This is a genomic window from Synechococcus sp. 65AY6A5, assembly GCF_002760415.1.
Classification (GTDB): Bacteria; Cyanobacteriota; Cyanobacteriia; order Thermostichales; family Thermostichaceae; genus Thermostichus.
Genome location: NZ_AXUW01000001.1, coordinates 480,637 through 504,865 on the forward strand (window position 1 = coordinate 480,637; position 24,229 = coordinate 504,865).

The 24,229-nt window shown below is 61.5% G+C and carries 22 protein-coding genes and 1 pseudogene; 10 read left to right on the forward strand and 13 right to left on the reverse strand.

Annotated elements, in window-relative coordinates:
• Positions 1-58 precede the first annotated feature (58 nt).
• Together devC and SYN65AY6A5_RS02190 are read right to left on the reverse strand one after the other, a co-directional pair.
• Positions 59-1,243, reverse strand: coding sequence for an ABC transporter permease DevC (devC, locus tag SYN65AY6A5_RS02185; RefSeq protein ID WP_011430701.1), 1,185 nt, complete (start codon positions 1,241-1,243; stop codon positions 59-61).
• Positions 1,244-1,252: 9 nt separating this feature from the next.
• Entirely contained in the window at positions 1,253-2,398 is a 1,146-nt protein-coding gene (locus SYN65AY6A5_RS02190) for an ABC exporter membrane fusion protein (RefSeq protein ID WP_011430700.1), read from the reverse strand.
• A gap of 264 nt (positions 2,399-2,662) precedes the next feature.
• On the opposite strand from SYN65AY6A5_RS02190, the gene murC reads away from it, so the two are divergent.
• Complete coding sequence (murC, locus tag SYN65AY6A5_RS02195; RefSeq protein WP_099813067.1) at positions 2,663-4,195, forward strand: UDP-N-acetylmuramate--L-alanine ligase; 1,533 nt, start codon at positions 2,663-2,665, stop codon at positions 4,193-4,195.
• Entirely contained in the window at positions 4,192-5,130 is a 939-nt protein-coding gene (gene murB / locus SYN65AY6A5_RS02200) for a UDP-N-acetylmuramate dehydrogenase (RefSeq protein ID WP_099883796.1), read from the forward strand. Before murC ends, murB begins: the two co-directional genes overlap by 4 nt.
• A gap of 284 nt (positions 5,131-5,414) precedes the next feature.
• Here the strand turns inward: murB and SYN65AY6A5_RS02205 are convergent, their stop codons facing one another.
• The 3 genes from SYN65AY6A5_RS02205 to SYN65AY6A5_RS02210 are packed head-to-tail and all read right to left on the reverse strand — an operon-like array spanning position 5,415 to position 6,438.
• Entirely contained in the window at positions 5,415-5,918 is a 504-nt protein-coding gene (locus tag SYN65AY6A5_RS02205; protein WP_049749765.1) for a cadmium resistance transporter, read from the reverse strand.
• A gap of 12 nt (positions 5,919-5,930) precedes the next feature.
• On the reverse strand, positions 5,931-6,071 hold the full coding sequence (locus tag SYN65AY6A5_RS13935; RefSeq protein WP_011430697.1) for a hypothetical protein: 141 nt from the start codon (positions 6,069-6,071) through the stop codon (positions 5,931-5,933).
• A gap of 4 nt (positions 6,072-6,075) precedes the next feature.
• The gene (locus SYN65AY6A5_RS02210) at positions 6,076-6,438 is read right to left on the reverse strand and encodes a hypothetical protein (protein ID WP_071813522.1); all 363 of its coding nucleotides are present in this window, start codon (positions 6,436-6,438) and stop codon (positions 6,076-6,078) included.
• A 50-nt stretch (positions 6,439-6,488) separates the two neighbouring features.
• On the opposite strand from SYN65AY6A5_RS02210, the gene SYN65AY6A5_RS02215 reads away from it, so the two are divergent.
• The gene (locus tag SYN65AY6A5_RS02215; protein WP_099883798.1) at positions 6,489-7,268 is read left to right on the forward strand and encodes a DUF3598 family protein; all 780 of its coding nucleotides are present in this window, start codon (positions 6,489-6,491) and stop codon (positions 7,266-7,268) included.
• Here the strand turns inward: SYN65AY6A5_RS02215 and SYN65AY6A5_RS02220 are convergent.
• A complete protein-coding gene (locus SYN65AY6A5_RS02220; protein ID WP_099834843.1) occupies positions 7,234-8,016 on the reverse strand; it encodes an alpha/beta fold hydrolase in 783 nt (260 codons plus the stop codon). The two genes, SYN65AY6A5_RS02215 and SYN65AY6A5_RS02220, sit on opposite strands and share 35 nt — an antisense overlap.
• 29 nt (positions 8,017-8,045) lie before the next feature.
• Complete coding sequence (locus SYN65AY6A5_RS02225; protein ID WP_099883800.1) at positions 8,046-8,819, reverse strand: ZIP family metal transporter; 774 nt, start codon at positions 8,817-8,819, stop codon at positions 8,046-8,048.
• Between the two features lie 566 nt (positions 8,820-9,385).
• On the opposite strand from SYN65AY6A5_RS02225, the gene SYN65AY6A5_RS13940 reads away from it, so the two are divergent.
• Positions 9,386-10,354, forward strand: coding sequence for a DUF11 domain-containing protein (locus SYN65AY6A5_RS13940; protein WP_206336948.1), 969 nt, complete (start codon positions 9,386-9,388; stop codon positions 10,352-10,354).
• Here the strand turns inward: SYN65AY6A5_RS13940 and SYN65AY6A5_RS02240 are convergent.
• Both SYN65AY6A5_RS02240 and aroB read right to left on the reverse strand, forming a co-directional pair.
• Positions 10,351-11,358, reverse strand: a complete 1,008-nt coding sequence (locus SYN65AY6A5_RS02240; protein WP_099883806.1) for an aspartate-semialdehyde dehydrogenase — start codon at positions 11,356-11,358, stop codon at positions 10,351-10,353. The two genes, SYN65AY6A5_RS13940 and SYN65AY6A5_RS02240, sit on opposite strands and share 4 nt — an antisense overlap.
• A 35-nt stretch (positions 11,359-11,393) precedes the next feature.
• The gene (gene aroB, locus SYN65AY6A5_RS02245) at positions 11,394-12,518 is read right to left on the reverse strand and encodes a 3-dehydroquinate synthase (protein WP_099883808.1); all 1,125 of its coding nucleotides are present in this window, start codon (positions 12,516-12,518) and stop codon (positions 11,394-11,396) included.
• A 497-nt stretch (positions 12,519-13,015) separates the two neighbouring features.
• Here aroB and SYN65AY6A5_RS02255 point away from each other — a divergent pair.
• Positions 13,016-13,147 (forward strand): annotated as a pseudogene (locus tag SYN65AY6A5_RS02255) (IS200/IS605 family transposase); the annotation flags it as partial.
• Between the two features lie 313 nt (positions 13,148-13,460).
• Here SYN65AY6A5_RS02255 and SYN65AY6A5_RS02260 read toward each other — a convergent pair.
• From SYN65AY6A5_RS02260 to frr, 3 genes are all read right to left on the reverse strand, one after another.
• Entirely contained in the window at positions 13,461-14,396 is a 936-nt protein-coding gene (locus tag SYN65AY6A5_RS02260) for a M48 family metallopeptidase (RefSeq protein ID WP_099883810.1), read from the reverse strand.
• A gap of 89 nt (positions 14,397-14,485) precedes the next feature.
• On the reverse strand, positions 14,486-17,197 hold the full coding sequence (locus tag SYN65AY6A5_RS02265; protein WP_099883812.1) for a CBS domain-containing protein: 2,712 nt from the start codon (positions 17,195-17,197) through the stop codon (positions 14,486-14,488).
• Between the two features lie 95 nt (positions 17,198-17,292).
• The gene (frr, locus tag SYN65AY6A5_RS02270; protein ID WP_011430687.1) at positions 17,293-17,841 is read right to left on the reverse strand and encodes a ribosome recycling factor; all 549 of its coding nucleotides are present in this window, start codon (positions 17,839-17,841) and stop codon (positions 17,293-17,295) included.
• A gap of 156 nt (positions 17,842-17,997) precedes the next feature.
• On the opposite strand from frr, the gene SYN65AY6A5_RS02275 reads away from it, so the two are divergent.
• The 5 genes from SYN65AY6A5_RS02275 to SYN65AY6A5_RS02300 all read left to right on the forward strand — a co-directional run bounded on the left by SYN65AY6A5_RS02275 (position 17,998) and on the right by SYN65AY6A5_RS02300 (position 23,736).
• Positions 17,998-18,858, forward strand: a complete 861-nt coding sequence (locus SYN65AY6A5_RS02275) for a PD-(D/E)XK nuclease family protein (RefSeq protein WP_049749827.1) — start codon at positions 17,998-18,000, stop codon at positions 18,856-18,858.
• Positions 18,859-18,937: 79 nt separating this feature from the next.
• Entirely contained in the window at positions 18,938-20,059 is a 1,122-nt protein-coding gene (locus SYN65AY6A5_RS02280; RefSeq protein WP_240527925.1) for an ABC transporter ATP-binding protein, read from the forward strand.
• Positions 20,053-20,982 carry an ABC transporter permease gene (locus tag SYN65AY6A5_RS02285; RefSeq protein WP_099813084.1) on the forward strand — a complete coding sequence of 310 codons (930 nt, stop codon included), beginning with the start codon at positions 20,053-20,055 and terminating at the stop codon, positions 20,980-20,982. Before SYN65AY6A5_RS02280 ends, SYN65AY6A5_RS02285 begins: the two co-directional genes overlap by 7 nt.
• 139 nt (positions 20,983-21,121) lie before the next feature.
• Positions 21,122-22,678, forward strand: a complete 1,557-nt coding sequence (gene crtH, locus SYN65AY6A5_RS02290; RefSeq protein ID WP_099813372.1) for a carotenoid isomerase — start codon at positions 21,122-21,124, stop codon at positions 22,676-22,678.
• A 281-nt stretch (positions 22,679-22,959) separates the two neighbouring features.
• The gene (locus SYN65AY6A5_RS02300; RefSeq protein ID WP_206336949.1) at positions 22,960-23,736 is read left to right on the forward strand and encodes a cobalamin-binding protein; all 777 of its coding nucleotides are present in this window, start codon (positions 22,960-22,962) and stop codon (positions 23,734-23,736) included.
• On the opposite strand, the gene SYN65AY6A5_RS02305 is transcribed toward SYN65AY6A5_RS02300, so the two are convergent.
• Entirely contained in the window at positions 23,733-23,912 is a 180-nt protein-coding gene (locus tag SYN65AY6A5_RS02305; RefSeq protein WP_099813087.1) for a hypothetical protein, read from the reverse strand. The genes SYN65AY6A5_RS02300 and SYN65AY6A5_RS02305 overlap by 4 nt on opposite strands.
• Positions 23,913-24,229 lie beyond the last annotated feature (317 nt).

The following is a 24,229-nucleotide window of genomic DNA, read 5'->3' on the forward strand; positions in this document are numbered from 1 at the left end:
TTGGGCAGTTGATCAAGCTATTCAACAATCCATCTGCCTCCTCCATTCTTGCCAAAACTTAGAAAATGTCGGCGGGATCGGCTGCCCGCAGCCGCCGCACGGCAATGGCCCCCGAGATAAAGCACATGCTCACTGCCAGCAGCAGCACCAACACCGCCCGGTTGAAGGTCATGGCGATCGGCAGCAACGTAGCATTGGCCGTCAAATCGTAGAGCAAAACTGCCAGGGCAAAAGCTGGAATATACCCCAAGCCGGCCAGCAAAATAGCTTCTTGAAACACCACCCCCAACAGGTAAGTATCCGTGTAGCCCATGGCCTTGAGGGTGGCATATTCCGCCAGGTGATCGGATACATCGGTGTAGAGGATCTGATAGACAATCACAATGCCGACGATGAAGCCCATGGCCACCCCCAGGCCGAAAATAAAGCCGATGGCCGTGCCCTCCTCCCAGTAGCTTTGCTCCATATCGATAAACTCTGCCCGCGACAGCACCCGCACATCTTCCGGCAGCAAGGCCCGCATCTGCTGCACCAACGGCTGGGGATCCACTCCCGGCTGCAGCTGCACTACGCCGATATCCACCAGGCCGCGCTCCCGCTGGGGAAAGATGCGCAGGAAGTTGAGGTCGCTGGTGAGGATGGTGCCATCGGCGCCAAAGGTGGCCCCCATCTTGAACAGGCCCCCCACCTGGACGCGGCGGTTGCCTACTTCAGTAAAAACTTCTCGACCGGCCTCAAACCACTCCGGGATGGGGCCAAACTCGCTGCGGGAGCGGCGGTCGAAGAGCACCACGTCTGCTTTCTTGATCTCCTCCAACTTGTCGGGGGTCAGCTCCGGCAACTCCAGCAGGTCGGCAGAGGGATCCACCCCCACCACAAAGATGCTGCGGGTGCGGCGGGTCTGGGGGTTTTTCCAGAGGGCAAAGCCCACATAGACGGGCGAGATGGCCCGTACCCCCTCAAAGCCCAACGCCTGGTAGAGCCGCCGCTGGGAAAAGGTGTTCATGGCAATGAGGGCGTTGGACTGGGGGCTGACCAGGAAGATCTCCCCTTTGAGGGCGACGTGGAAGCGGATGGCGCTTTCCAAGAGGCTGTCCTGGAAGCCCAACTGCATGAACATGAGAATGCAGGCAAAGGCAATGCCCGCCAGGGCCACCAGCAGGCGGATCTTCTCCCGCGTCAACTGCAGCCAGGCCAAGGGGATGCGCCGCCCGATAAACGCTACGCTGAACAGGCCGGACATTCCCCCCTCCTACCCCTCGACCTCGATGGCCACATCCACCTGCAGGTTGGTCAGGCCGGCCACGCGGGCGCTGCTTTCCGGATCCAGGCGGATGTACACCTCCACCACGCGGGCATCCACATCGGCGGCGGGGTCGGTGTTGAGCACGTCTTTTTTGCCGATCTGCAGGCCCACCCGCTCCACCCGGCCCTGCAGCGTTTCTGGCAGCGCGCGGTTGCTGATGGTGGCCCGTTGTCCGGGCCGCACCCGCAGGATGTCGGTTTCGTAGACCTCCGCCACCACCATCATCTGGTCGGTGTTGCCCAGCTCGAGGATCCCTGTGTCGGCAGCGATAACTTCCCCAGGCCGCGTGCGGATCTTGAGCACCTGGCCGGCCCGGGGGGCGCGGATGAGGGTGCGCTCCAGACGGGCCTCCGCCAGCTCCAGGTTGCGGGCCAGGGATCCCAGTTGCACTTGCGCTTGCGCCCGCCTCAGCCCCGCTTCAGCAGCTTGCACCTGGGCTTGGGCGTTGCGCAGATCCCGCTCGCGGGCCAGGCGCAGTTGATCCAGAGTGGCCTCGGCAGCCCGCAAGTCCTCCTGCCGTTGCCGCACCAGCAGAGCTTTCTGGTCTAGCTCCTGCTGGGAGATAGCCCCCTCCTGCCACAGGGCCTGGAAGCGAGCCAGGTTGGCCTCGGCATCGGCCAGCTCCGCCCGAAGGCGCTCCACCACCGCTTCCTGGGATCGGATCTGCATCTGTTGCGGTTCGTCTAGGCGGCTGAGGCGGGTGCGCGCCTCTTCCACTTGAGCTTGGCCAAAGCGGGTCTCGGCCTCCAGCCGGGCGCGGGCTTCTTGGAGTTGGGCAGCAGCATACTCCCGCTCGGCCAGGCGCTCTCGATAGCTTTCCAGACGTGCCAACACTTGCCCCGCCCTCACCCGCTCCCCTTCGGCCACTAGCAGCTCTCCCAGTCGCTCTCCCGGAGGGCCGGCCACCCGCACCACCTCTCCTTCCGGCTCCAGGCGACCCAGGGCGCCAACGCGGGGAGGTAGCCGCGTCTCCTCCGTTGCATTCTCTGATACGGATTGGGTGGCCGCCTGCTGGCTCAGGCCCAGCCAGGCCAGCCCAGTTCCGGCCAGCAATCCAGCTCCCGCAATAGACCAGAGTAGCCGCTGATTCATCGTTCCCTACTCGTTGAGTTTTGCGGTTGAGGTCGGTCGTTACAGTTGCCATTCTTTAATAAATGTAAAGTTTATGGGGCAAGGATGTCCAGGTTTTTCTCATGTGTTTATTTTTCGGGTATTCGTTTTTCTCCGGCTTGTCTTCGGTTGTCGACCTTCGTCGGCTACCTAACCCAAGGGATTCCTGATATGATCTGCCGTGTCCGGGGCCTTTCTGCAGGTGCCGATTTCTAGGTGTGGTGCGAGGAGTGAGGTGGAGTTGCGATGGTGGAAACAGTTGGGGGGAAAGATGCCGTTGCGCCGGCGCCAGCTCGTTCTCCATCTCCGCCTGCGAAAAATTTGGATCCGTTGAACCCGCTACTTCCGGCTTATCATTTTGTCGGGATCGGCGGGGTGGGGATGTCGGCTCTGGCTTACATTTTGGCCAAGCAGGGGTTTCGGGTTTCAGGGTCGGATATTGCCGCCAATGGCCGCACCCGTCGCCTGGAAGCCTTGGGGGTGCGCTTTATTCAGGGGCACACTCTGGAGGGTTTGGCCGGGGATCCCCAGGTGGTCTACTCCAGCGCCATTCGCCCCACCAACCCGGAATTAGCGGCGGCGCTGGACAAGGGACTAAAGGTTTGGCATCGAGCCGATTTGCTGGCTGCCCTGTTTAACCATCGTCCCAGCATTGGGGTGGCGGGCACCCACGGCAAGACCACTACTAGCAGCATGATTGGCTACATGTTACTGGCGGCGGGCTGGGATCCCACCTTGATCATCGGCGGGGAGATGGACGCCTGGGATGGCAATGCCCGTCTAGGCCAGGGGGAATACCTGGTAGCCGAGGTGGACGAGTCGGATGGATCCCTGGTGCGGCTCTATCCCCAAATTGGCGTGATCACCAACATTGAGCTAGACCACCCGGATCACTACGCCAATCTGGAGCAGGTGATCCGGGCCTTTCAGCAGTATGGGCAGCAGAGCCAAACCCTGGTGGCCTGTCTGGACTGCCCCAACGTGGCCACCCACCTCAAGGTGGACATCGGCTACAGCCTGGCCGGCCATCCCCAAGCCCAGTACCAGGCCCGTCAGATCCTCTACACTGCCGATTGCACCTCTGCCGAGATCTGGGAAAGGGGATCCCTCCTCGGCCAGCTCCGCCTGCAGGTGCTGGGATCCCACAACCTCAGCAATGCTCTGGCCGCGGTTGCCGTGGGGCGGCAGCTGGGCTTGGAGTTCCCCGTGATTGCCTCTGCTCTGGCCCAGTTTCCGGGAGTGCGGCGCCGCTTTGAGCACAGGGGCGAGGTGGGTGGGGTCACCTTTATCGACGACTATGCCCATCATCCCAGCGAGATTCGGGCTACGCTGCGGGCGGCACGGCTGCAGCAGCGGCGGGTGGTGGCGGTGTTCCAGCCCCATCGCCACAGCCGCTTGGCCAAGTTGTTCCAGGACTTTGCTTGCTGCTTTGCGGATGCGCAGGTGGTGGTGATCGTGCCCACTTATGGGGCGGGAGAAGCAGCGCCTGAGGGCTCCGACAGCTTGCGGCTGGCCGTGTCGGTGGCGGAGCACCATCCCCATGTACGTTATGTGTCTTCTTTGCCGCAATTGCCGCAGGTGTTGCCGTCTATCTTGCAACCTGGAGATCTGGCAATTTTTTTGGGCGCAGGCGATCTCAATCAACAGATAGCCGCTACGATGCGGGCCTATGCGGCTCGGCTGGGGGAGCAGCCTCTGGCAAACTTTGAAGGGAAATTGCCGGGGCAAGCGGAGGATGGGATCAGGGAGATGGGGGCTTCTGAGGTATTGGCATCATGACTACAGCTCCCTGCGTGCCCAATGCCTCAAGCGTTGCCCGACTCTCTGGACGGATTCAAGCGGGGATCCCCTTGGCCCCTCTGACCAGCTTTCGGGTGGGCGGCAAGGCGGAGTGGTATTGCGAGCCGCACAACAATCTGGAGCTGCAGCAATGTTTGGCCTGGGCGCGGGCGCAAGGGATCCCGGTTACACTGTTGGGGGCGGGCAGCAACCTGCTCATCAGCGATGCCGGCCTGCCGGGGCTGGTGATCCACACCCGGCGTTTGCGCGGGATGCAACTGTTGGAGGGGGGGAGGATCTGGGCCGCTGCCGGAGAACCTTTGGTTAACCTGGCGCGGGCAGCCGCCAAGCGGGGCTGGAGTGGCTTGGAGTGGGCCATCGGGATCCCGGGCACGCTGGGGGGAGCGGTGGTGATGAATGCCGGCGCCCACGGGCGCGCCATGTCGGACGTGTTGGTGGAAGTGCAGATTTTGGATGAAGAGCAGGAGCCCTGCCGCTTAGAACCGGTCGATCTGCAATTTGGCTACCGCCGCTCGCGGCTACAGGACTCTCCTTGGACGGTGACGGGGGCAACGCTGCAGTTACTCCCAGGCCGGGATCCGGCTCAGGTGCAGCGACAAACCCAGCGCCACCTCAACCAGCGCCTGAGCTCTCAGCCCTATCATCTGCCCAGTTGTGGCAGCGTCTTTCGCAACCCCGAAACCTATCCTGCCGGCTGGCTAATTGAGCAGGTCGGTCTGAAGGGCTACCGGATTGGCGGGGCCCAGATCTCCGAGCGCCATGCCAACTTCATCCTCAATTGTGGTCAGGCCAGCGCCAACGACATCTACCGTCTGATTTGCTTGGCCCAAGAAAAGGTTTATCAACGATGGTCGATATTCCTAGAGCCAGAAGTGCGCATTCTGGGATCTTTTGACGATCCTTTGATAAGTTAATTTGGCCTACCCCATTTTTTGATGATTGGATGGTTCTGATCTTGAACTGTCCTCACCAGTCCTTGATGGATTCTCGTTGATTATTTTGCGTCAGTTTATGGTTAGGGCACGGCTACTTTACGTCGCTTAATTGCACAACTAATTGCACAACTCAATCAGTCCCCCACAAGCGCGGAAGAACGCCGCTATTTGATTGGCGGGAACGGGAACACCGCCACGAAGATCTGAACTAGGATCCGGCTTCAGAGCGGCACAACGACTGAAACTCGAAGGGACTCCGCCCGCTACGGGATCCCGAGCAGCCATCGCCAAGTTTCGTTTTTGAACAGGATCCACACCCCTAATCTCATCAAAATCCAGGGTACCCAGCGCTCTCCCTGTTCAGCCAAGATCTTGGCCACTTCCGGTTGCACCGTCAGCCTTTGAGCCATGGCAAACCACAGCCCTTTCATCAAAAAGAAAATTATAGAAAAGAGAGCCAACTGGAGAGGGGTGCTGCCGGCAAACAAAGGAACGTACAAGCTGATGTTATCCCCGCCATTGGCAAAGGTGAGGAGCATGGACAGCAGAGCTGGCGAGGGCAAAAAGAGCAGCCCAGTCTTTGCGGGTGGTCGATCTTGCAGTTTTTCCAGCTCTTTCGACAGGGCTTCTTCCGCTTCAGATCGCCACAATTTCCAGCCGCCCACCGCCAGCGGGATCAGTCCCAGCAGGCCAATGGCAGATGGCGGCAGCACCAGGCCCCCCAAGTACCCCAAAAGGCTGATCAAGATCAATCCTGCCAAGCCCAAGTAGCCCCCCAGCTAAACCTGCCAGCCCTTCCAAGTAGGTTGGATCTGCACCTGGGCAAACAACACAACCAGCACAAAAAAGTCGTCAATGTGGGTGGCAATAAAGGCGAGGATCCCTTCCGCCAGCGTTGTCCAGAAAAGAGGGAGGGGCATGAGCTTAAGAAGTGGGGAAGAGGGCGCCGATATCGACAAGGTGAAGCTGCACCAGCCCGAGGATCGCCAAAGTGTAGGCAGTAGAAGAAGCCAAACTAATAACGAGATCGCGCTTTAGGTTGCGGGGTTTATCCCCTTGCTCAACCACATCAGTAGCGCCAAACTGCATCAGGAGAAGGCCAATCAAGTTGGAAAGCCAGTACCCGGCAAGGGTTCCTCCCAAAAGCCACTGGGGCTGCCACAAGCTGCAGAGGTAGCCAAATCCATAGGCAATGGGTAGGTTGAAGAACAAATCGTTCCACCAGGAAAAGGGCGAGAGCATAAACCCCAAAACCAGTAAAATGCCACCTCGGAACTTCCTCCCCATCGGCTCTGTCTTCCGCGTTGCGTCTCCCTAATGTTACTTCACAGTGCTTCATGACAACCCAGAGAGAATGCCTGGCCCTGCACCTGGGAGAATGGCACGGGCTCTTTTCCGAGTATCGACCCACCGCCCACGGCTGGGAGCTGGTGGGCCAAAAGCGCAGCCTCATCACCTTTGAGGCTTTGGATCGGGACGCAATCCGCCAAACCAATGCCTACTACCCCCTAGAGGGATCCCCTACCCCAACAAGCCGCCAGAGCTGGGTCTATCAAGATTTCTCGCCCGGCTTGCGCTTTTTCCCCGATGGCTCCTTTTCCAACGGGCGGCTGCAGCTGGCACCGTTTGGCGATTTTGCCGTCGAGCAGGGCTTTCTTTGGGGAGAGCGCAAGGCGCGGGTGGTGCAGCAGTGGGATCCCCAGGGCCGCCTGGTGCGGGTGACGGTCATCTTGGAGCGGCGCGGCCAGGTGCTGGATCTTGGGGCCGACTTTCCTGCGCTGACCCAAGCGCAACTGGGAGAGGCCTTGCAAGGGCGATGGCGGGGGATCGCCCAGAGCTTTTCTGCTGCCGATAGCTTGCTCAGCGAAACTCATGTAGATCTCTATCTCTCAGAGTGGGCCAGCCCTTGGGATCCCTTGCCGGGGGGGCTGTGGATGGGCGGGCCGGATCCCTTGCCCATCCCCACCCTTCATCGGGATCGCCGCTTTTCCCTCAGCCTGAGCTGGTTTCCGGAAGGGCCGGAGGGCCGCCACCTGCTGCGCCTGGTGCGCGACTACGACGAGGGCGGCGCCTGGCAGCGGGTTACGCTGATGCGGCTGGAGCGGGATCCGGGGTGAGAAAGGCGCAGACCTGGGCAAACACCGTCTCCCGCTCGCAGTCCAAGGTGAGAACGTGGTCGGAGCGCTCCAGCCAATGCAGGGTCTTCTCGGCGGATCCCAGCTCCCGGTAGAGCCACGCCGCCTGGTCGGGATCCACCACTGTATCTTGGCGCGGCTGCAGGATGAGGGTGGGAACTTGGATGCTGGCTACTTCCCCCCTGACCCGCTCGATGAGCTCAAGGGCGCTGCGCACCGCCGTTAGATTGAAGCTGCGCAAATAGGCCACTCTTTCTGCCAACGCGCGGACATCGCCATCCCGAATCGGCAGGCGAAAGCGGGGAACCTCTTCCAAGAGCCAGCCCAGGCTGTTGAGGTACTGCTCCGGGCGAAAGAGATAGTACCAGCGGTGGCGAATGGCAAAAAACGGCGCCAGCAGGACCAATTTGTGGACAGGGTGGGCAAAGGCCAGGTGCAGCGCCAACAGGCAGCCGGTGGAAAACCCCACCAGCGAAAGGCGCGGGTACTCCTGCTGCAGCGCCAGGTAATGTTCCAAAACCCGCCCGTACCACTCCGTCCAGCGGGAAGGGGGCATGCGGGGTGCCGGGCGGTCGTGGCCGGGATAGTTAAACCCCTGCACCGTCAGGCCGGCTGCCAACAGCCGCTCCGCCAGCCACTGCAACTCGTAGACGCCACCCCCCAACCCGTGCAGCAGCAGGCAGGCATGATCCCCTCTTCCCCGCCACAGAAAAGGCTCGTTGCTCAGCATAAAACCTCACCTCAGGACGGGATCCCTTTTTAACCCAGGGCAATATCCAGCAGCAGCATCACCACAAACCCACTGAGAACGCCAAAGGTGCCCTCCCGCTCCAACCCCTGCCGGTGCGACTCGGGGATGATCTCATCCGAGATCACAAACAACATCGCACCAGCGGCAAAGGCCATGCCCCAGGGCAGCAGCGGCTGAGCCAAAGTGACCACCGTCGCTCCCACGATGCCGCCGATGGGCTCTACCAGCCCGGTCAGCAGGGCAATGGCAAAAGCAAACAGCCGCGAATACCCCTGGCTGGCCAGCGACAAGGCCACCACCAGCCCTTCCGGCATGTTCTGCAGGCCGATCCCCAGGGCCAGCGCCAACCCATCGCTGACTTGGCCGGTAGCGAAACCCACCCCCACCGCCAGGCCTTCCGGGAAGTTGTGCAGGGCAATGGCAATGATGAAGAGCCAGATCCGCTTTAGGTGGGCGCGGTTCTCCCCTTCAGCCCCTTTGAAAAAGTGCTCGTGGGGAAAAAGCTGGTGGGCACTCTCCAGAAAGATCGCCCCCAACAACAGGCCCGCCACCATCACCACGGCCGCCCCGAACTGGGAATATCCCAGCGCCAGCGCCGCCTCGGTGCCCGGCACCACCAGTGAAAACGAGGTGGCGGCCAACATCACCCCACCCCCAAACCCCAGCAGGATCCCTTGTACCCTTTCGGAGAGCGAGGGAAGAAAAAGGGCCGGCAAAGCCCCCAGCCCCGTCGCCAAGCCGGCGATCAAGCTGGCCAGGGATCCCATCCCAATTGGATGCACAAGCCAATCTCCACAAAGGCCGAATGCTTTTCAATTCTCCTCCTTTTGCGACATTGTGTGCGGTTTGTGGCCAACCGGAATGGCAGATCCCCTGCTATGGCTAGCCCACCACCGGAGTTAGGGTTGCTTTGAAAGGCTCTCGACAGCGCAGTAGATCTTCCGTTTGAGCCTGAATGGCTGCCAACGCTTCGACCTCTGAGATGCGGGTACTTTGACCGACCTCGGTGATCGGGATCCCGTCTACGAACACTGTGTGAACATTGCTGGCCCAAGCGGCATACGCGAGGTTCTAAAAATTAGCTTCTGTTGCCAGATTTTGTGCTTACAAGCAAGGTACACAAGAGCAAGTCTGAAGGCTCTATTCCCCAGTTGGAGCTTGCCATCTGAGGCAAGGTTTATTCCCAACAGTGGTAGATTGCGTGGGCGCAGAAGCATCCTAAGCAGCAATTTGACCAGGCTATGGCTATACTTTAGTAAGGCGGGTCGACAAAAACTAAAGAAAACTAAAGTCAAGTCTGATGATGAGGAGTGAAAAAGCGATGCAGAAAAAAGCAGTTACAAACCTTTTGGCTTTGAGTCTAGGGGCGGCCTGTCTAGGACTGACCGGCTGCGGTGGAGGCGGAAGCGGTGGGACGACAGTGCCTACACCTACACCGACTCCAACTCCGACACCTACGCCGACTCCAACGCCTACACCGACGCCGACACCCACGCCGGGTGCCCCGACTTTTACCAAGGCATTTAACCCCACCTCGGTAGCTGCCGGCCCTACTGCCAAAACAACTCTGACCTACACGATCACCAACACAGCCGCTCTGCCGCTGACGGGTCTAGCCTTTTCCGATCCCCTGCCTGCCGGCTTGATCGTTGCCACTCCCAACAACCTCAACAACGGCTGTGGTGGGACGCTGGCAGCTGCACCAGGAGCAACTTCCATCTTGCTGGTCAACGGCTCATTGGCAGCCAACGCTAGCTGCACCATCAGCCTGGATCTTCAGGTTACAGCCACGACAGCGGGATCCCTGACCAGCCCCGCGGTAACCCTGAGCAGCAACCAAGCGCCTAATGCCACCGCTGCTGCTATCAACTTAACGGTAACGGTGCCAGCTCCCACCTTTACCATGGCCTTTGCTCCCAACCCGCTTGGCCCAATCGGCCCAGCTCCCGTTACCGGGAATGGAACTCTGACGTTTACAATAACCAACAACGCTGCCATTCCATTGACGGGCTTGGCCTTTAACCACACCTTGCCGGGAGCGCCGCCTTTAACCGTAGGGCCTGGTGCACCTCCTCCCTTACCTGCTTCCTGTGGTGCTGGAGCTACCCTCACAGCGTCGGTGGGTGGGAACACCATTCAATTCACCGGAGGACAAGTGGCTGTCGGCGCAACCTGCACAGTGACCATCCCTGTCCAAACGGGACCTCTGACCTCACCCGGCACCTACACCTACCCCAACTCCCCAGTAACATTGACCAACGCTCAGGCCGCCCCTGCCACAGCAGGACCGGTAACCTGGACGGTTGTGGTGAATTAGTCCTTCAAAAGCAGCTCGGCAATTTGAAGGGCGTTGAGGGCCGCACCTTTGCGGATTTGATCCCCGCACAGCCACAGCTCCAGGGCCTTGGGCTCGGAGATGTCCTGGCGGATACGGCCAACCGCCACTTCATCCCTGCCGGCCACGTCGATGGGCATGGGAAAGCGGTTCTGCTGCCAATCTTCGATGAGCACCACCCCAGGGGCCTGGGCCAGGATTTGCCGGGCTTTTTCCACAGGGAAGGGCTGTTCAAACTCCAGGTTGAGGGCCTCGGCGTGGGTACGTAGCACCGGCACCCGCACACAGGTAGCTGTCAGCCGCAGGTTGGGGGATCCCATAATCTTGCGGGATTCGTTGACCATTTTCATCTCTTCCTGGCAGTAGCCGTTCTCTTGCAGGGGGCTGTTGTGGAGGAAGAGGTTGAAGGCAATGGAGTAAGGGAACACCTGGGGCTGCAACGGCTGCCCCTGGAGGTAGGCGCGGGTTTGCTCCTCTAGCTCCACCATGGCGCGGGCCCCGGCCCCACTGGCCGATTGATAGGTGGCGGCCACCACGCGGCGCAGGGGGATGTGGCGATGCAGGGGGTAGATGGCCACGCACATTAGGATGGTGGTGCAGTTGGGATTGGCAATGATCCCTTGGTGACGGAAGGCTTCCTGGGGGTTGACCTCCGGCACCACCAGCGGAACATTGGGATCCAGGCGAAAGGCGCTGGAGTTGTCAATCAGCACCGCCCCCGCCTCGACGATGGTCTTGGCCCAAGTTTTGGAAACACTTGCCCCGGCAGAGGCCAAGACCAGGTCCAGACCCCGAAAGGACGCTTCTGCAACCGGCTCCACCGGGATCCGTTCTCCCTTGAAGGTCAAGTAGGTGCCCGCCGAGCGGGGCGAGGCCAACAGCTTCAGCTCTGCCACCGGAAAGCGGCGCTCTTCCAGCAGCTTCAGCAGCTCCACTCCTACGGCTCCTGTGGCCCCTAGGATGGCTACCCGTTGTTGCCGTCCCATGCTTTCTTGTCCTCAGCTTTTCCTAATTCTAGGGCTCAAGAGGTTGCCGTCATCGCCGCCAGAGCGGCCTGCACATCCGCCAGCTCGACTTGATCGGTCAGCTCCGCTTGGCCAATCCGGCGGGGCAGAACGAAGCGGATCCGCCCTTGCTTGACTTTTTTGTCCGCCTGCAGCGCCTGCAGCACCGCCTCCCAAGGGATCCCGGCGGGCCAGTGGCTGGGCAGCCCTGCCCTTTCGATAAGGCGTCGCTGCCGCTCGGCCTCAGCCGCGCTCCACCACCCCAGGCGACGGGCGATCTCTCCCGCAGCCACCATGCCAATGGCCACCGCCTCCCCGTGCAGGTAGCGGCGGTAGCCGGTAACGGTTTCCAGGGCATGGCCGAGGGTATGGCCGTAGTTCAAGATGGCCCGCAGGCCCCCTTCCCGCTCGTCCTGTTGCACCACCCAGGCTTTGCACTCGGCACAGCGCCGCAGCAGATAGTGCAGATCCGCAGGGGCAAAATCGGCGTAGCGCCTCAGCCTGGGCCGGTCTTGCAAAAACTCAAATAGGTCGGCAGCCTGGATGACGCCGTATTTGATGACTTCCGCCAGGGCCGAGGTAAATTCCCGCCGGGGCAGGGTCTGCAACAGCGTTGGGTCGATCCACACCAGGCGCGGCTGGTAGAAGGCGCCGATGAGGTTTTTCCCGCCAGGATGGTTGACGCCGGTCTTGCCGCCGATGGCCGCATCCACCATGGCCAAAAGCGAAGTGGGCACCTGGACAAACGGGATCCCGCGCAGCCAAGTGGCGGCGGCAAACCCCACCATATCCCCAATGACCCCCCCTCCCAGGGCCACGAGGGTGGAAGAGCGCTCCAGGCCAAAGCTCAAGGCAGCATCGTAGATCTTGGCCACCGAGCGCAGGGTTTTGTAGCGCTCGCCGGCGGGCAACAGAAAAAGACGGGCAGCAAACCCCGCTTGTTGCAACCCTTGCATCAACTTTTCGCCAAAATGCTTGGCAATGCCGGGGTGGCTCACCACCAGCGCCTTGCCCGAAAGTCCCCTGGCTTGCAGTTGGGATCCCAACTGGATAAGGCTGTGGCCGCCGGAGCCTTCGGGGGACTGGATGAGAATGTCGTAGGAGCCGTGGGGAAGCTTGACGGGGATCAGACAGGGATCCATAGGTGCTGCTGTTGAAGAGATGGGATCCATTGACACTCCCAGCGCCTAAAGGCGGGGGATTCTTACGCAGTCCACAAAAGAACCCGTAACGGCGTTGTCAAAGCGCCTCTAGACAGTTCCTGAAGGCCGCGGCAGGTTTGGTCTTAAACTCATTCCTTCTTGCCAGGAGAGCCTCAGCTTTTTCTTAAAGCTACTGAGTGCCTCAGCTACAGACTTACAGGTCTGTTGTGCGGCGGAAACATACATTGCGATGAAGTGCTTGTTTTGGGTTCTCGCCATCTCAGCACAAAGCTCACCATAGCTTGCCCATCGCTTCGTTTTGAAATAGACTTGTCTCGCATAGTACAAAGCACAGTTGTACACTTTATTAGACTGTTGACACAAGTACTCTAATAGGGGGACTAGCTCTCTGTTCCTGACTCGAACCTGCTGACAGCCGTACTCCATCATTGTTGGCAAGCGGCATGACAACCGCAGTCTAACATGGGCAAGCGATAGTGCGAGAGGAAAGTCAACGGTACAATCACTACAACCATGCTGTGGGGCTAGCGGTTGTTTATCTTATTTTTTGGCCAAAGAGAAGGAAAAAGGTCTTGGTAGGAGAAGTCAGGAAGAGGTTGTTTGAGCTATGAAACTATATCAACGACCCCCATCATGGGTAAGCGACTAAAGTGGCTAGCGAGCTTTTCCGCCCTGCACTCAAGTGCGGGGCTACCAGGCTATCCTTTTGTGTGGCACGTTCTGTTGCTTGATGTTCTTCCCATGCCTCCTGGCTTGCCCAGTCCTACGGCCCACTGCAAGTGAACCGCGCAGCGGGGCAGGTAGGAAACCCTTTCTCAGCTTACAAGGCTACCCTCGCCTACTGCTCGCGCCAGCGGTGCGAAGCGTTCCCCCCAGATGCGAACCTCCACCCTACGGGGAAAACGGATCCCAGCGGCCTACTCAGGGCAAAACCGGCAGCACCGGCAGAATCTCAACTTCGGTGCGCTGGGTTTGGGGGAGAGATTGCGAAGGCCAAGTGGGGCCGCCGGAGCCATAGGCAGCAGGGCTGACCATGCTGTGCTCGGCGATAAGCTGGTTGAGGCGGGCGATGCGCTCCGCGACAGGGGGATGGGTACGCAAGAAGTCCGGCAGGGATGGACGGGATTGCAACTTGGCCAAAAATTGCGACATGCCCCTGGGATCGAAGCCAGCGCGATAGGCGGCCCACAAACCTTTTTCGTCGGCAACAAACTCGTTTTCGCGGCTTTGCGGTCGGCGCACTCCCAGCTCCAGGGCTAGGGCGGCCAAGGTGTTGTCATCGAGTCCCAGCAATTGGGCGCCGAAGCGGGCGGCGGCAGCCTGCTGCAGTTGCTGGAGGCCGTGACGTTCGCTGATATGGGCGATTTCGTGGCCCAAGACAGCAGCAATTTGGTCGTCGTTGTCGGCAGCTTCCAGGGCGCCAGTGGTGATGTAAACAAAACCACCCATCGTGGCAAAGGCGTTGATGTCTGGATCCTCCACCACCTGAAAGGTATAGGGCAAGTTAGGGCGTTCGCTGTGGGCGGCCACCCGCTGGCCGATGCGGTTCACCCGCTCCACCCAATAGAAATTTGAACTGACGCGAATCTGTCCGCGGGCTTTCAGTTGCTGGTCGATCTGGCGGCCCAAGCTCACCTCTTGGGCGTCGTTTAACTGGCTCACCTGCAGCCATTGCAGGCCGTGGATCAGCAGCCGAACCAGGTCTTGGGCCTGGGCAGGGGATCCCATCCCGGCGGCAAGGATGGCCAGCAGAGCAAAGGCAACCGGCTTGGCCACGCGGCAACTCCGCCGCTGGGGGGGGATGGGGCCCACCGACGGGATTGCCTCGACAGCAGAGCGAGGTTTCAATACCCGCATTGGATCCCTCCAAGACAACCTTCTCTCAGGCTAGCGATCTGGCAATGGGATCGTCCTACCAGAAATGGGCAACCCCTCTACTCTTTTGGCTACTTTGGCTGAGATTGCAGCAAGGGGAAGTGTTTCCGCAGCCAGGCTTCTGCCTCAGCGCGAGTGGTAAGCTCGCCGTTGAGGGTGAGGCAGCGCAGGCGCTCCAAGATCTCCTGAAAAAGAGGGCCCGGCTTGTAGCCCAGGCAACGCAAATCGTGCCCGTTGAGGGGTGGCTTCACCCAATGCCACTCCTGCAAGTAGCGCCAGAGCAGCCGCCGCGCTGGCTTGGCGGCCAGCCCTGCCAACAGGATCACCGCCGGGATGCGCAGCCCCTGCAGCAGCCGTACTACCTGAGCCGGAGACAGGGATCCGGTCTCCAGTTGGGCCAAGAGGGCTTGGTAGTGGGAGAAATGGCTGAGGCGTTCGATGCCCGCTTGGGTGAGGTGGAGCTGGCTGGCTACCTGGGGTGCCTGGGGCAGGGGCAAGAGCAAGGCTTCCAGGCGCAGTTGCCAGATCTCCTGGGATCCCAGCTCGGGGTAGCGGCGGCGGAAGTGATAGGCCCAGCGGCCCACCCGCTGCAGCCGCCGGTACAGGGAGGGATCCCAGGTCAAAGCGGGGTGAATGCAGCGCAGGGCTCCCCATGCCGCCAGCCGCTCAAAAGCCAAGGGCCAGTCGCGGGAGCGGAGGATGTAGGCCAGCTCCTGCTTGAGGCGCTCCCCGCCAACGGCATCGTGGAGGCCGCTGGCTACAGCCGTGCGAATCCATTCTTCGGTGGTCGGATCCAGGGCAAAGCCCAGGTGCACGGCAAAGCGGACGGCCCGGTAGATGCGGGTGGGATCCTCGATGAAGCTGTTGGGGTGGAGGGCGCGGATGATCCCCTTTTGCAGATCCGCTTGCCCGCCGAAAAAGTCCAGCAACTGCCCCCGCTGCGGGCCGTTGAGGCGCAAAGCCAGCGCATTGATGGAAAAATCCCGCCGGTAGAGATCCTGATGGATGGATCCCATGGCCACTTCAGGGGGCGAGGCCGGGTAGGGGTAAAACTCGGTGCGGGCGCTGGCAATATCCACACAAAAGCCCCCTGGCCAGATCAGGGCTGCCGTCTGGAACTTGCCGTGGATCTCCAGGCGTGCCTCCGGGAAGTGCTGCTTGAGGGCTTTTCCCAGGATCAACCCCCAGCCCGGCGGATCCGTCCCTTGGGGGGTCGAGGGGTAAGGCCCATCCACCACCAAATCCAAATCCAGCCGTTCCAGGCAAGAGGAGGGCTGCCGTCCCCACCGGTGCAGCAGCAGATCCCGCACCGCCCCCCCCACCAGATACAGCCGCAGACCCTTTTCATCGGCAATTCGGGCAGCTTCCTCTAGCAGCCGGCGGTGCTGCGGCGAGAGAGCGGCAAAGGTGAGATCCAAAGGACAAGAGAGAGCAGGAGAAGCCAACTGGGGTGAGAGGGCCGGCAGCTCGTGCAGGTGCCGCAACACGTCGGTGCGGGTAACGATCCCCACCAACTGGCCATCCTGGAGCACTGGCAGACGGCCAATGTCCCACTGCACCATCAGCCGCTGGATCTCCGCCAGCGGAGTATCGGGGGAGAGGGTCTTGACCTCCGTGGTCATGTAGCCCTTAACGGGGGCATGGCCAAAGCCGTGGTGCAGGGCAATGTCAATGTCCCGCCGCGAGATCACCCCCACCAGGCAGCCCTGGGCATCCACCACCACCAGGCCGGAGTGGCCATAGCGCAGCAGCACCCGCTGGGCCTCGTCGATGGTGATCTCCGGTCGGATGGTGCGCACCGGCGAGGACATCAGATCCTTAGCGGTCACTGGTGGCGGGATCCGCTCTTTAACCGCCTGGCTGAGGTCGCTCAGCACCTGGGCGGGATCGGGCAGGGGCTGGTCTGGAGAAGCTTTTAGGGTAGCGGCTGCCGCACAGTCGTGGCCGCCGCCACCGTAGCGGGCCATCACTCGGCCCAGTTGGGCAAACTCCTGCCGCGCCCGCCCAATGAGGCTGAGCCGCTCCCCCTGTCGTGCCACCAAGAGCAGCACGTCCACCCCCGTCAGCTCCATCAGCCGCATCACCAGGCCGGCCAGGCCAGGCACAAACTCCGGCAGCTCCAGCAGCCACGTTCCCAAGCGGTACTCCCCCACCGCCTCCACCTGCATCTGGGCCAGTCCCTGGCTGAGCAGTTCCTGCATCGGGGGGGTGAGGCCATCGCCCAAAAAGCGCCGCAGCACCACCAGGTTGACTCCCTGACGCATCAGCCAGGTGAGGGCGGCGGCATCGCGGGCGGTGGTCTCCGGGAAGGTCAGGGATCCCGTGTCCATGTGGAGGCCCAAGGCCAGCGCCAGCCGCTCGAAAGGGCTGAGGCGGATCCCGGCCCCCTGCAGCCGCTCCACCAGGAGGGTACAGGTGGAGCCCACCGCCTCAATGTGAGCGCTGACCTGCTGCTGCGGCCACAGCTCTTCCAGCGGGGTGGCCGGCAGGTGGTGGTCGAAAATCTCGATCTTCGCCCCAGGAACGCTCAGCCAGGCCGCAGCCTTACCGAGGCGATCCGGATCGTAACAATCCACCAGGATCCAGCGCTGGACCTGGCGGGGATCCACCGAACGCAGCTCGATGAGGGGAAACTCGTCCCGGTAGAGGGCCAAGAACTCCTGCACTCCCGGCAGGGATCCGCCAGTCAAGGCAATGCGGGCGCTAGGGTAGAGTCGGGCTGCCCCCACTGCCGCCCCTAGGGTGTCGAAATCTGCTGACTGATGACACAAGATGAGGTCCATGCTGGCCTAGGCCGGGATCCCAGCCCCGGGGAGGGAGCTGCTGCTTGGCTGCAGCGGGCCAAAAACAGTTGGCGGGCGTGCTCAAGGACAAAGCCCTAAAGCGTGGTCAGTTCTTTTTCTTTCTCCGCCAGCAGATCGTCGATCTTCTTGATATAGCGGTCGGTCAATTTCTGGATTTCTTCTTGCAAGCTTTTGGACTCGTCTTCGGAGATCTCGCCGTTTTTCTCCCGCTTGCGCACCGAGTCGATGGCGTCGCGGCGGATGTTGCGAATGGAAACCCGGCCCTCTTCGGCCAGCTTGGCCACCTGTTTGCTCAGCTCCTTGCGCCGCTCTTCGGTTAGAGGAGGGATATTGAGGCGCACCACCTTGCCATCGTTGCTGGGGGTTAGGCCCAGGTCGGAGGCGACGATGGCCCGCTCAATTGCTGCCAGGGTCGAGGGATCAAAAGGCTGGATCAAGAGAGTGCTGGCATCTGGAGTGGTGATGCTGGCTAGCGCCTTCAGGGGAGTGGGAACGCCGTAGTACTCCACCTGAACGCGATCCAGCAGGCTGGCGTTAGCCCGCCCGGTGCGCACCGTGTTGAAGGAACGCTGGGTGGCCTGCACCGCTTTGCTCATTAACTCCTCGATCTCAGCTAGCTCCACGACCTTTTCCTCGCTCTCGAAACAGTTTGCAGACGCTCAGACACTAGCGGCAAAAAACCAAGACCTCTAGCACGAGCCTGAGCTTAATTTTATCTTGTCTAGATCCGCGCGCGGCTCTAGAAGCCATTCTCCAGTCCTAGCGGCACTAGAATGGCCATGAACTCCTCTTCTTGGTCCATGCCTGGGATCCCTGCTGCTTTTTCCCCGCTGAGGTTGACGCTTGAGCAGGTCAACCTCTCAGCTTCGGCTCTGGCGCTGTTGGACTACTGCCCCCGCTTGTTTTGCTACGTGTACCTGGAGCGGCTGATTTGGCCGGCAGCGGATGCCTTTGAGCACGAAGCGGAGCAGCAGCGGGGACGCCAGTTTCACCGCCTGGTGGAATCGTACAGCCGCGGGCTCCAGGTGGAGCCGCGCTTGTCGGCCTTGGAGGAGACAGTACGCCAGTGGTGGCAGGTGTTCTTGGCCAGTCCCCATGCCCAGCCGCAGGGGCGGGTGTTGGCGGAACTGCCCCTCTGGCAACGGATTGAGGGGTTTAAGCTGATGGCTCGCCTGGATCGGCTGGTGATTGCGCCGGGATCCCTGCACATTGTCGATTGGAAGACGGAGCGGCAGCGCCCCCCCGACGAACAGTTGGCCCAGGACTGGCAGGTGCGCCTTTACCCGCTGTTGCTCTGCGGGGTGGCCGCTCAACTGCCCCTGGCAGGCCCTTTTGAGCCGGAGCAGGTGCAGCTTACCTTTTGGTATGTGCAGCACCCGCAGCAGCCTTTTCAGTTGCGCTACAGCGCCGCCGCCTACGAGCGGGATCTGGCCCACCTCAAAGCCACCCTAGGCCGCCTGCGGCAACTGGAGGCGCAGGCCTTTCCCGCCCTCCCCTACGGCGAACGCTGTGCCAGTTGCCTGTTTTGCGCCCGTTGCCACGGGCTCATGCCGCCAGGGATCCCTTCCCAGAACCTGACGGACTGGGTTTGGCCGGAAGCGGAGCCACTAGAGGAAACGCCTGAGGCGGAATGGCTATAGCCGCCGGGATCTCGGTGACCCCAATCGCTCTCCAAACCTGCATACTGAGTTAGAGAGTATTGCAGGGTTGCTAACTGTGGTGGCAGGAGTCATTGCCGGCACTTCCAGGGATCCCGACTGGGATGTGGAGCTCAAGGGGCTCCGCAAGCGCTTTGGCGATTTTGTGGCCCTCGACGGCATTGACTTGCAGATTCGGCGGGGCGAGTTTTTTGGCCTGTTGGGGCCTTCCGGCTGCGGCAAGACCACGCTGCTGCGCATCATCGCCGGCCTGGAGATAGCTGACGCTGGCGAGGTGGTGATCCGGGGGCAGCCGGTGGGCCATCTGCCTGCCCACAAGCGCAACGTCAACACCGTGTTCCAGAGCTATGCCCTCTTTCCCTTTATGACCGTGGAAGAGAACGTCGCCTTTGGCCTGCGCATGCGGGGGGTGCGAGGGGAGGCGCTGCGCAAGCGGGTGGCCGCCGCTTTGGAGTTGGTAGAGATTGGGGATCTGGCTAAGCGCAAGCCCCAGGAGCTCTCCGGCGGGCAGCAGCAGCGGGTGGCCCTGGCCCGCGCCTTGGTCAACGAGCCGGAGGTGCTGCTGTTGGATGAGCCGCTCTCGGCTTTGGATGCCAAGTTGCGCAAGCAGCTGCAGGTGCAGTTGTGCGAGTTGCAGCGCCGCCTGGGCATGACGTTCATTTTCGTGACCCACGACCAAGAGGAGGCCTTGGTTACCAGCGACCGGGTGGCGGTGATGCGGGCCGGGCGCATCGAGCAGGTTGGCCTCATCGACGAGGTGTACGAGCGGCCGGCAACAGCCTTTGTGGCGGACTTTTTGGGGGCCAGCAACCTCATCGAAGGGATCGCCTGCGGCACCGACTGCGTCGAGACGCCCCTGGGCAAGCTCAAGGTGCTCGGGATCCAACCCACCCTGGAGCCAGTGCAGCTGGCCATTCGGCCGGAAAAGATTCGGCTTTCTCGGAGCGGCTGGGATCTGCTGCCCAACCAAGTGCCCGTGCGGGTGGAAAACCTCATCTACACGGGGGCAGAAAACCAGTACCTCCTGCGCACAGCTAGCGGCCAGCAGCTCAAGGCCCTCACCCTCAACGCCGACATCGAAGACCAGGATTTTGCCATCGGGGAGGCCCTGGTGGCCCATCTTCCTCCTAAAAACTTGGTGCGCCTGCGGCCGGATCCCCGGCGGGAGGACTCCCCATGCTGAAGCGCTTGGAGAAGCCTGCCCAAGTGCGCGCCGGGGAATTGCTCACGCCCTGGCAGGAGCTGCTGCACAGCCTGATCTTTGCCGGGCCGGGGGTGCTCTGGGTGGTAACGTTTTTGGTGCTGCCGGGGCTGCTGCTCTTGGCCTGTAGCTTTCTCAGCCGCGGCGAGTTTGGCCAGGTGGGCCTGCCCCTGACGCTGGCCAACTACCTGCGCGCTCTTGGCTACGGTCCCCTAGGGTGGACGCCCATCTACTGGCAGATCTTGGGCCGCAGCCTGCTGGTGGCGGCAGTTACCACCTTCTTCTGTGTGCTCCTGGCCTATCCCCTGGCCTTTTTTATCGCCGCCCACCCGCCCCGACAGCGGGATCTGTTGCTGACGCTGGTGGTGGTGCCCTTCTGGACCAACTTGGTGATCCGCACCTACGCCTGGATGGTGGTGTTGGCCCCGGAGGGGTGGCCGGCGCGGCTAGCGGCCTGGCTGGGCTGGATCCCGCCCCAGACGGCTCTCTACCCCAGTTGGCTGGCGGTGTATCTGGGCATGATCTACACGTTCTTGCCCTACATGGTCTTGCCCCTCTACACAGCCGTGGAGCGCATCGACTGGCGCCTGGCCGAGGCGGCACGGGATCTCTACGCCAACGGCTGGCAGGTTTTCCTATGGGTGCTCTTTCCCCAGACGCTGCCGGGGCTGGCAGCGGGGCTGATTTTGGTTGGGATCCCGGCCCTGGGCATGTTCGTGGTGCCCGACTTGCTGGGGGGCAGCAAGACGCTCTTGATTGGCAATGTCATTCAGATGCAGTTTGGCGCGAGCCTGGACTACCCCTTTGGAGCGGCCCTCAGCTTTCTGGTTACTGGCCTGAGCCTGGGGCTAGTCTACGCCTACAGCCGCTACGTCGGCAGCCGCGGCCTAGAAGAGCTGATCTAAGTCGCTGGCAAGGGATCCCCTCACCCCCAGCCCCTCTCCCTTAGGGAGAGGGGAGTTAGGGATCCGGGAGATGGCGGATCGCCGCTTGCTGGCAAGCTCTGGTAGGTTGAGGATACTGGCGTTGTGCGAGAGGGATCCCTTGACCCAAACTCTGCTTCCTCAGGCTTCCGCCCAGCTCAAGTCCTCTCCCCCGGCAACGTGGGATGTCATTGTCATCGGCGCTGGGATTGGTGGCCTGGTGGCAGCTACCCAGTTGGCGGCCAAGGGCTACCGGGTGTTGGTGCTGGAAAAATACCTCATCCCTGGTGGCAGCGCCGGCTACTTTGAGCGCCCGGATCCCAACGGCAAGGGGGTCTACCGCTTTGATGTCGGGGCTTCCATGATCTTTGGCCTGGGCAGGCAGGGCACCACCAACCTGCTTACCCGCGCCTTGGCTGCCGTGGGCCAGTCTTTGGACTCCATCCCCGACCCGGTGCAGATTGCCTACCACCTGCCCCAGGGGCTCAGCCCGCGCGTGCACCGGGACTACGAGCAGTTTTTGCAGGAGCTAGCCAGCTATTTCCCTCAGGAAGCGGGCAGCATCCGCCGTTTTTACGACCGCTTCTGGCCCATCTTCAACAGCCTCAACGCCATGGAGCTGCTCTCTTTGGAGGAGTGGGGCTATCTCTGGCGCTCTTTTGTCGGCAACCCCCGCGCCTGCCTGACTTTGGCCCGCTATTTGCCGGCCAATGTGGGCCAGGTGGCGCGGCGCCACCTCCGCCATCCGGCGCTGCTGCGCTTTGTGGACATGGAGTGCTACTGCTGGTCGGTGGTGCCGGCGGAGCGCACGCCCATGATCAACGCCGGCATGGTGTTTTGCGACCGCCACTACGGCGGCGTCAACTACCCCAAGGGAGGGGTGGGGCAGATTGCCCAGAAGCTGGCCCAGGGGCTAGAGACCTGCGGGGGGCAAATCCGCTACCGAGCGTCGGTGCGGCGGATTTTGGCAGAACGGGGCCGGGCCGTGGGCGTCGAGCTCTCCACGGGGGAAAAGCTCTTTGCGCGCAAGATCATCTCCAATGCCACCCGCTGGGATACCTTTGGCCGCCTCTGGCCAGGACCCTTTCCGGCAGCGGAGCGGCGCTGGCAAAGCCGTTATCAACAGTCCCCCAGTTTCTTGAGCCTGCACTTGGGGGTGCGGGCCGAGGCCCTGGCCGGTGAGCGCTACTGCCACCACATTCTTTTAGAAGACTGGCAAGCCATGGAGGCGGAGCAGGGCACGATCTTCGTCTCCATCCCCACCCTTTTGGATCCGGAGCTGGCCCCACCAGGCCGCCACATTGTCCACGCCTTTACCCCCAGTTGGATGCAGACTTGGCAGGGCTTGAGCCCAGAGCAGTACCGGCAGCAAAAACAAGCGGCAGCCGAGCGTCTCATCCGCCGCCTGGAGGCCCTCTGGCCTGGTCTGGGATCCCACATTGAACTGCAGGAAGTGGGCACCCCCCGCACCCACCGCCGCTTCTTGGGCCGCGTCGACGGCACCTACGGCCCCATCCCTCGCGGCACTCCCTGGGGACTCTTGGGCATGCCCTTCAACCGCACCGCCATCCCCAACCTCTACTGCGTGGGGGATAGCACCTTCCCCGGCCAGGGACTCAACGCTGTCGCTTTCTCTGGGTTTGCCTGCGCCCACCGGGTAGCGGCGGACTTTTCCTAAAGCTGTTTCCAATTTCTAGGAACCCCCCGCAGTCGTCTTGCATTGAACCCCTTCCCACTGCAAGAGCTCTTGCATGAGCGTCGGGGTGAGGCATCGAAGCGGGCAGCCTAGAGCGCTCAACCGACCCTGGGTGCAGCGGAGCGTACCCCCAGGGCCTCGGCAAGGTGACCGTAGGTAGTAGCTTTGCCTGCCAGAATCTGGCAAACCACTTTGTGGACTCGCTCGAAGAAATCCCGATGATTGGCAGACATGTTCCGCGACCGCGATTGCCAGAGCGCATCGTGTGCTTGACGGAGGAGACGGCAGAGACGCTCTACGCCTTGGGGGCTGGGGATCTCGTCGTCGGCATTTCTGGATTTACGGTGCGTCCGCCGGAGGCGCGGAAGAAGCCGAAGGTGTCCACCCTTCTGGATGCCAACATCGAACGGATTTTGGCGCTGCAGCCCGATGTTGTGCTTGCATGGTCGGATCTGCAGGCAAACATTTGCGCTGAGCTCATTCGCCAGGGGGTGGAGGTTGTCTGCTTCAACCAGCGCACGGTTGAGGGGATCCTCTCCATGATCCTGCGCCTTGGGGCACTGGTAGGGCGAGCTGCTCAGGCACGGGCATATGTGCGCTCCTTGCGGGAGGGATTGCACCGAGCTATGCAGCGTGGACAGCAACGGCGCCGCCGTCCACGGGTCTACTTCGAGGAGTGGGACGACCCCTTGATTACAGGCATCGGCTGGATCAGCGAACTCATTCGTTTGTGTGGAGCTGAAGACATCTTTTCCGAATTCAGTGCCTATCCCGATGCACGGCGCCGGATTATAGCTGAACCGGCAGAGGTCGTGCGGCGCGCTCCAGACATCATCCTGGTGTCCTGGTGTGGCAAGAGGTTCAAGCCTGAGCGGCTTCACAGCCGCCCTGGGTGGGAGACTATCCCGGCGGTCTGGAGCGGACACGTCTACGAGCTGCCGTCAGAGGTGATTCTGCAGCCCGGTCCGGCTGCCTTGACCGATGGGGTGCAGTTGCTGCTGCAGATCTTTGACCGCTGGGAGGCCCAATCCTCCGCCTAAGCTTTGATGCTGCTTTCGATATGGTTGTGGGCCTGGACGGCGTCATACTTGAGCCCGAAGTCTTCTAGCGCGTACAGCACTGCCCGATTGTGGCTGCTGCACAGGCGCGTGAAGTTTGGGAGCACCTGGCGGTTGTTTCCAATTTCTAGGGATCCCCACGAAGGGGGAACTTTCATGCTGGGCTTTGCCCAGTGATGTGTTGTTTCGGAGGTCGTTTCCAATTTCTAGGGATCCCCACAAAGGGGGAACCCAGACGTTTTACGTGGTGGAAGTCTCCACCCGAGGCGGGGTTTCCAATTTCTAGGGATCCCCACGAAGGGGGAACAAGCTGAACGATGGCGTAGTGATGTCGGCTCCCAGCCCGTTTCCAATTTCTAGGGATCCCCCCGAAGGGGGAACTTTCCCATTATTACGAGAGTCATGATAGCAGACGAGCAGGAGTGTTTCCAATTTCTAGGGATCCCCCCGAAGGGGGAACCGTGTTCGAGCCGTA

Coding starts and splice junctions, on each gene's coding strand:
- devC (WP_011430701.1), bottom strand. CDS start 1,243: ATGTCCGGCCTGTTCAGCGTAGCGTTTATCGGGCGGCGCATCCCCTTG.
- SYN65AY6A5_RS02190 (WP_011430700.1), bottom strand. CDS start 2,398: ATGAATCAGCGGCTACTCTGGTCTATTGCGGGAGCTGGATTGCTGGCC.
- murC (WP_099813067.1), top strand. CDS start 2,663: ATGGTGGAAACAGTTGGGGGGAAAGATGCCGTTGCGCCGGCGCCAGCT.
- murB (WP_099883796.1), top strand. CDS start 4,192: ATGACTACAGCTCCCTGCGTGCCCAATGCCTCAAGCGTTGCCCGACTC.
- SYN65AY6A5_RS13935 (WP_011430697.1), bottom strand. CDS start 6,071: ATGCCCCTCCCTCTTTTCTGGACAACGCTGGCGGAAGGGATCCTCGCC.
- SYN65AY6A5_RS02210 (WP_071813522.1), bottom strand. CDS start 6,438: ATGGGGAGGAAGTTCCGAGGTGGCATTTTACTGGTTTTGGGGTTTATG.
- SYN65AY6A5_RS02215 (WP_099883798.1), top strand. CDS start 6,489: ATGACAACCCAGAGAGAATGCCTGGCCCTGCACCTGGGAGAATGGCAC.
- SYN65AY6A5_RS02220 (WP_099834843.1), bottom strand. CDS start 8,016: ATGCTGAGCAACGAGCCTTTTCTGTGGCGGGGAAGAGGGGATCATGCC.
- SYN65AY6A5_RS02240 (WP_099883806.1), bottom strand. CDS start 11,358: ATGGGACGGCAACAACGGGTAGCCATCCTAGGGGCCACAGGAGCCGTA.
- aroB (WP_099883808.1), bottom strand. CDS start 12,518: ATGGATCCCTGTCTGATCCCCGTCAAGCTTCCCCACGGCTCCTACGAC.
- SYN65AY6A5_RS02260 (WP_099883810.1), bottom strand. CDS start 14,396: ATGCGGGTATTGAAACCTCGCTCTGCTGTCGAGGCAATCCCGTCGGTG.
- SYN65AY6A5_RS02265 (WP_099883812.1), bottom strand. CDS start 17,197: ATGGACCTCATCTTGTGTCATCAGTCAGCAGATTTCGACACCCTAGGG.
- SYN65AY6A5_RS02275 (WP_049749827.1), top strand. CDS start 17,998: ATGAACTCCTCTTCTTGGTCCATGCCTGGGATCCCTGCTGCTTTTTCC.
- SYN65AY6A5_RS02285 (WP_099813084.1), top strand. CDS start 20,053: ATGCTGAAGCGCTTGGAGAAGCCTGCCCAAGTGCGCGCCGGGGAATTG.
- SYN65AY6A5_RS02305 (WP_099813087.1), bottom strand. CDS start 23,912: ATGAAAGTTCCCCCTTCGTGGGGATCCCTAGAAATTGGAAACAACCGC.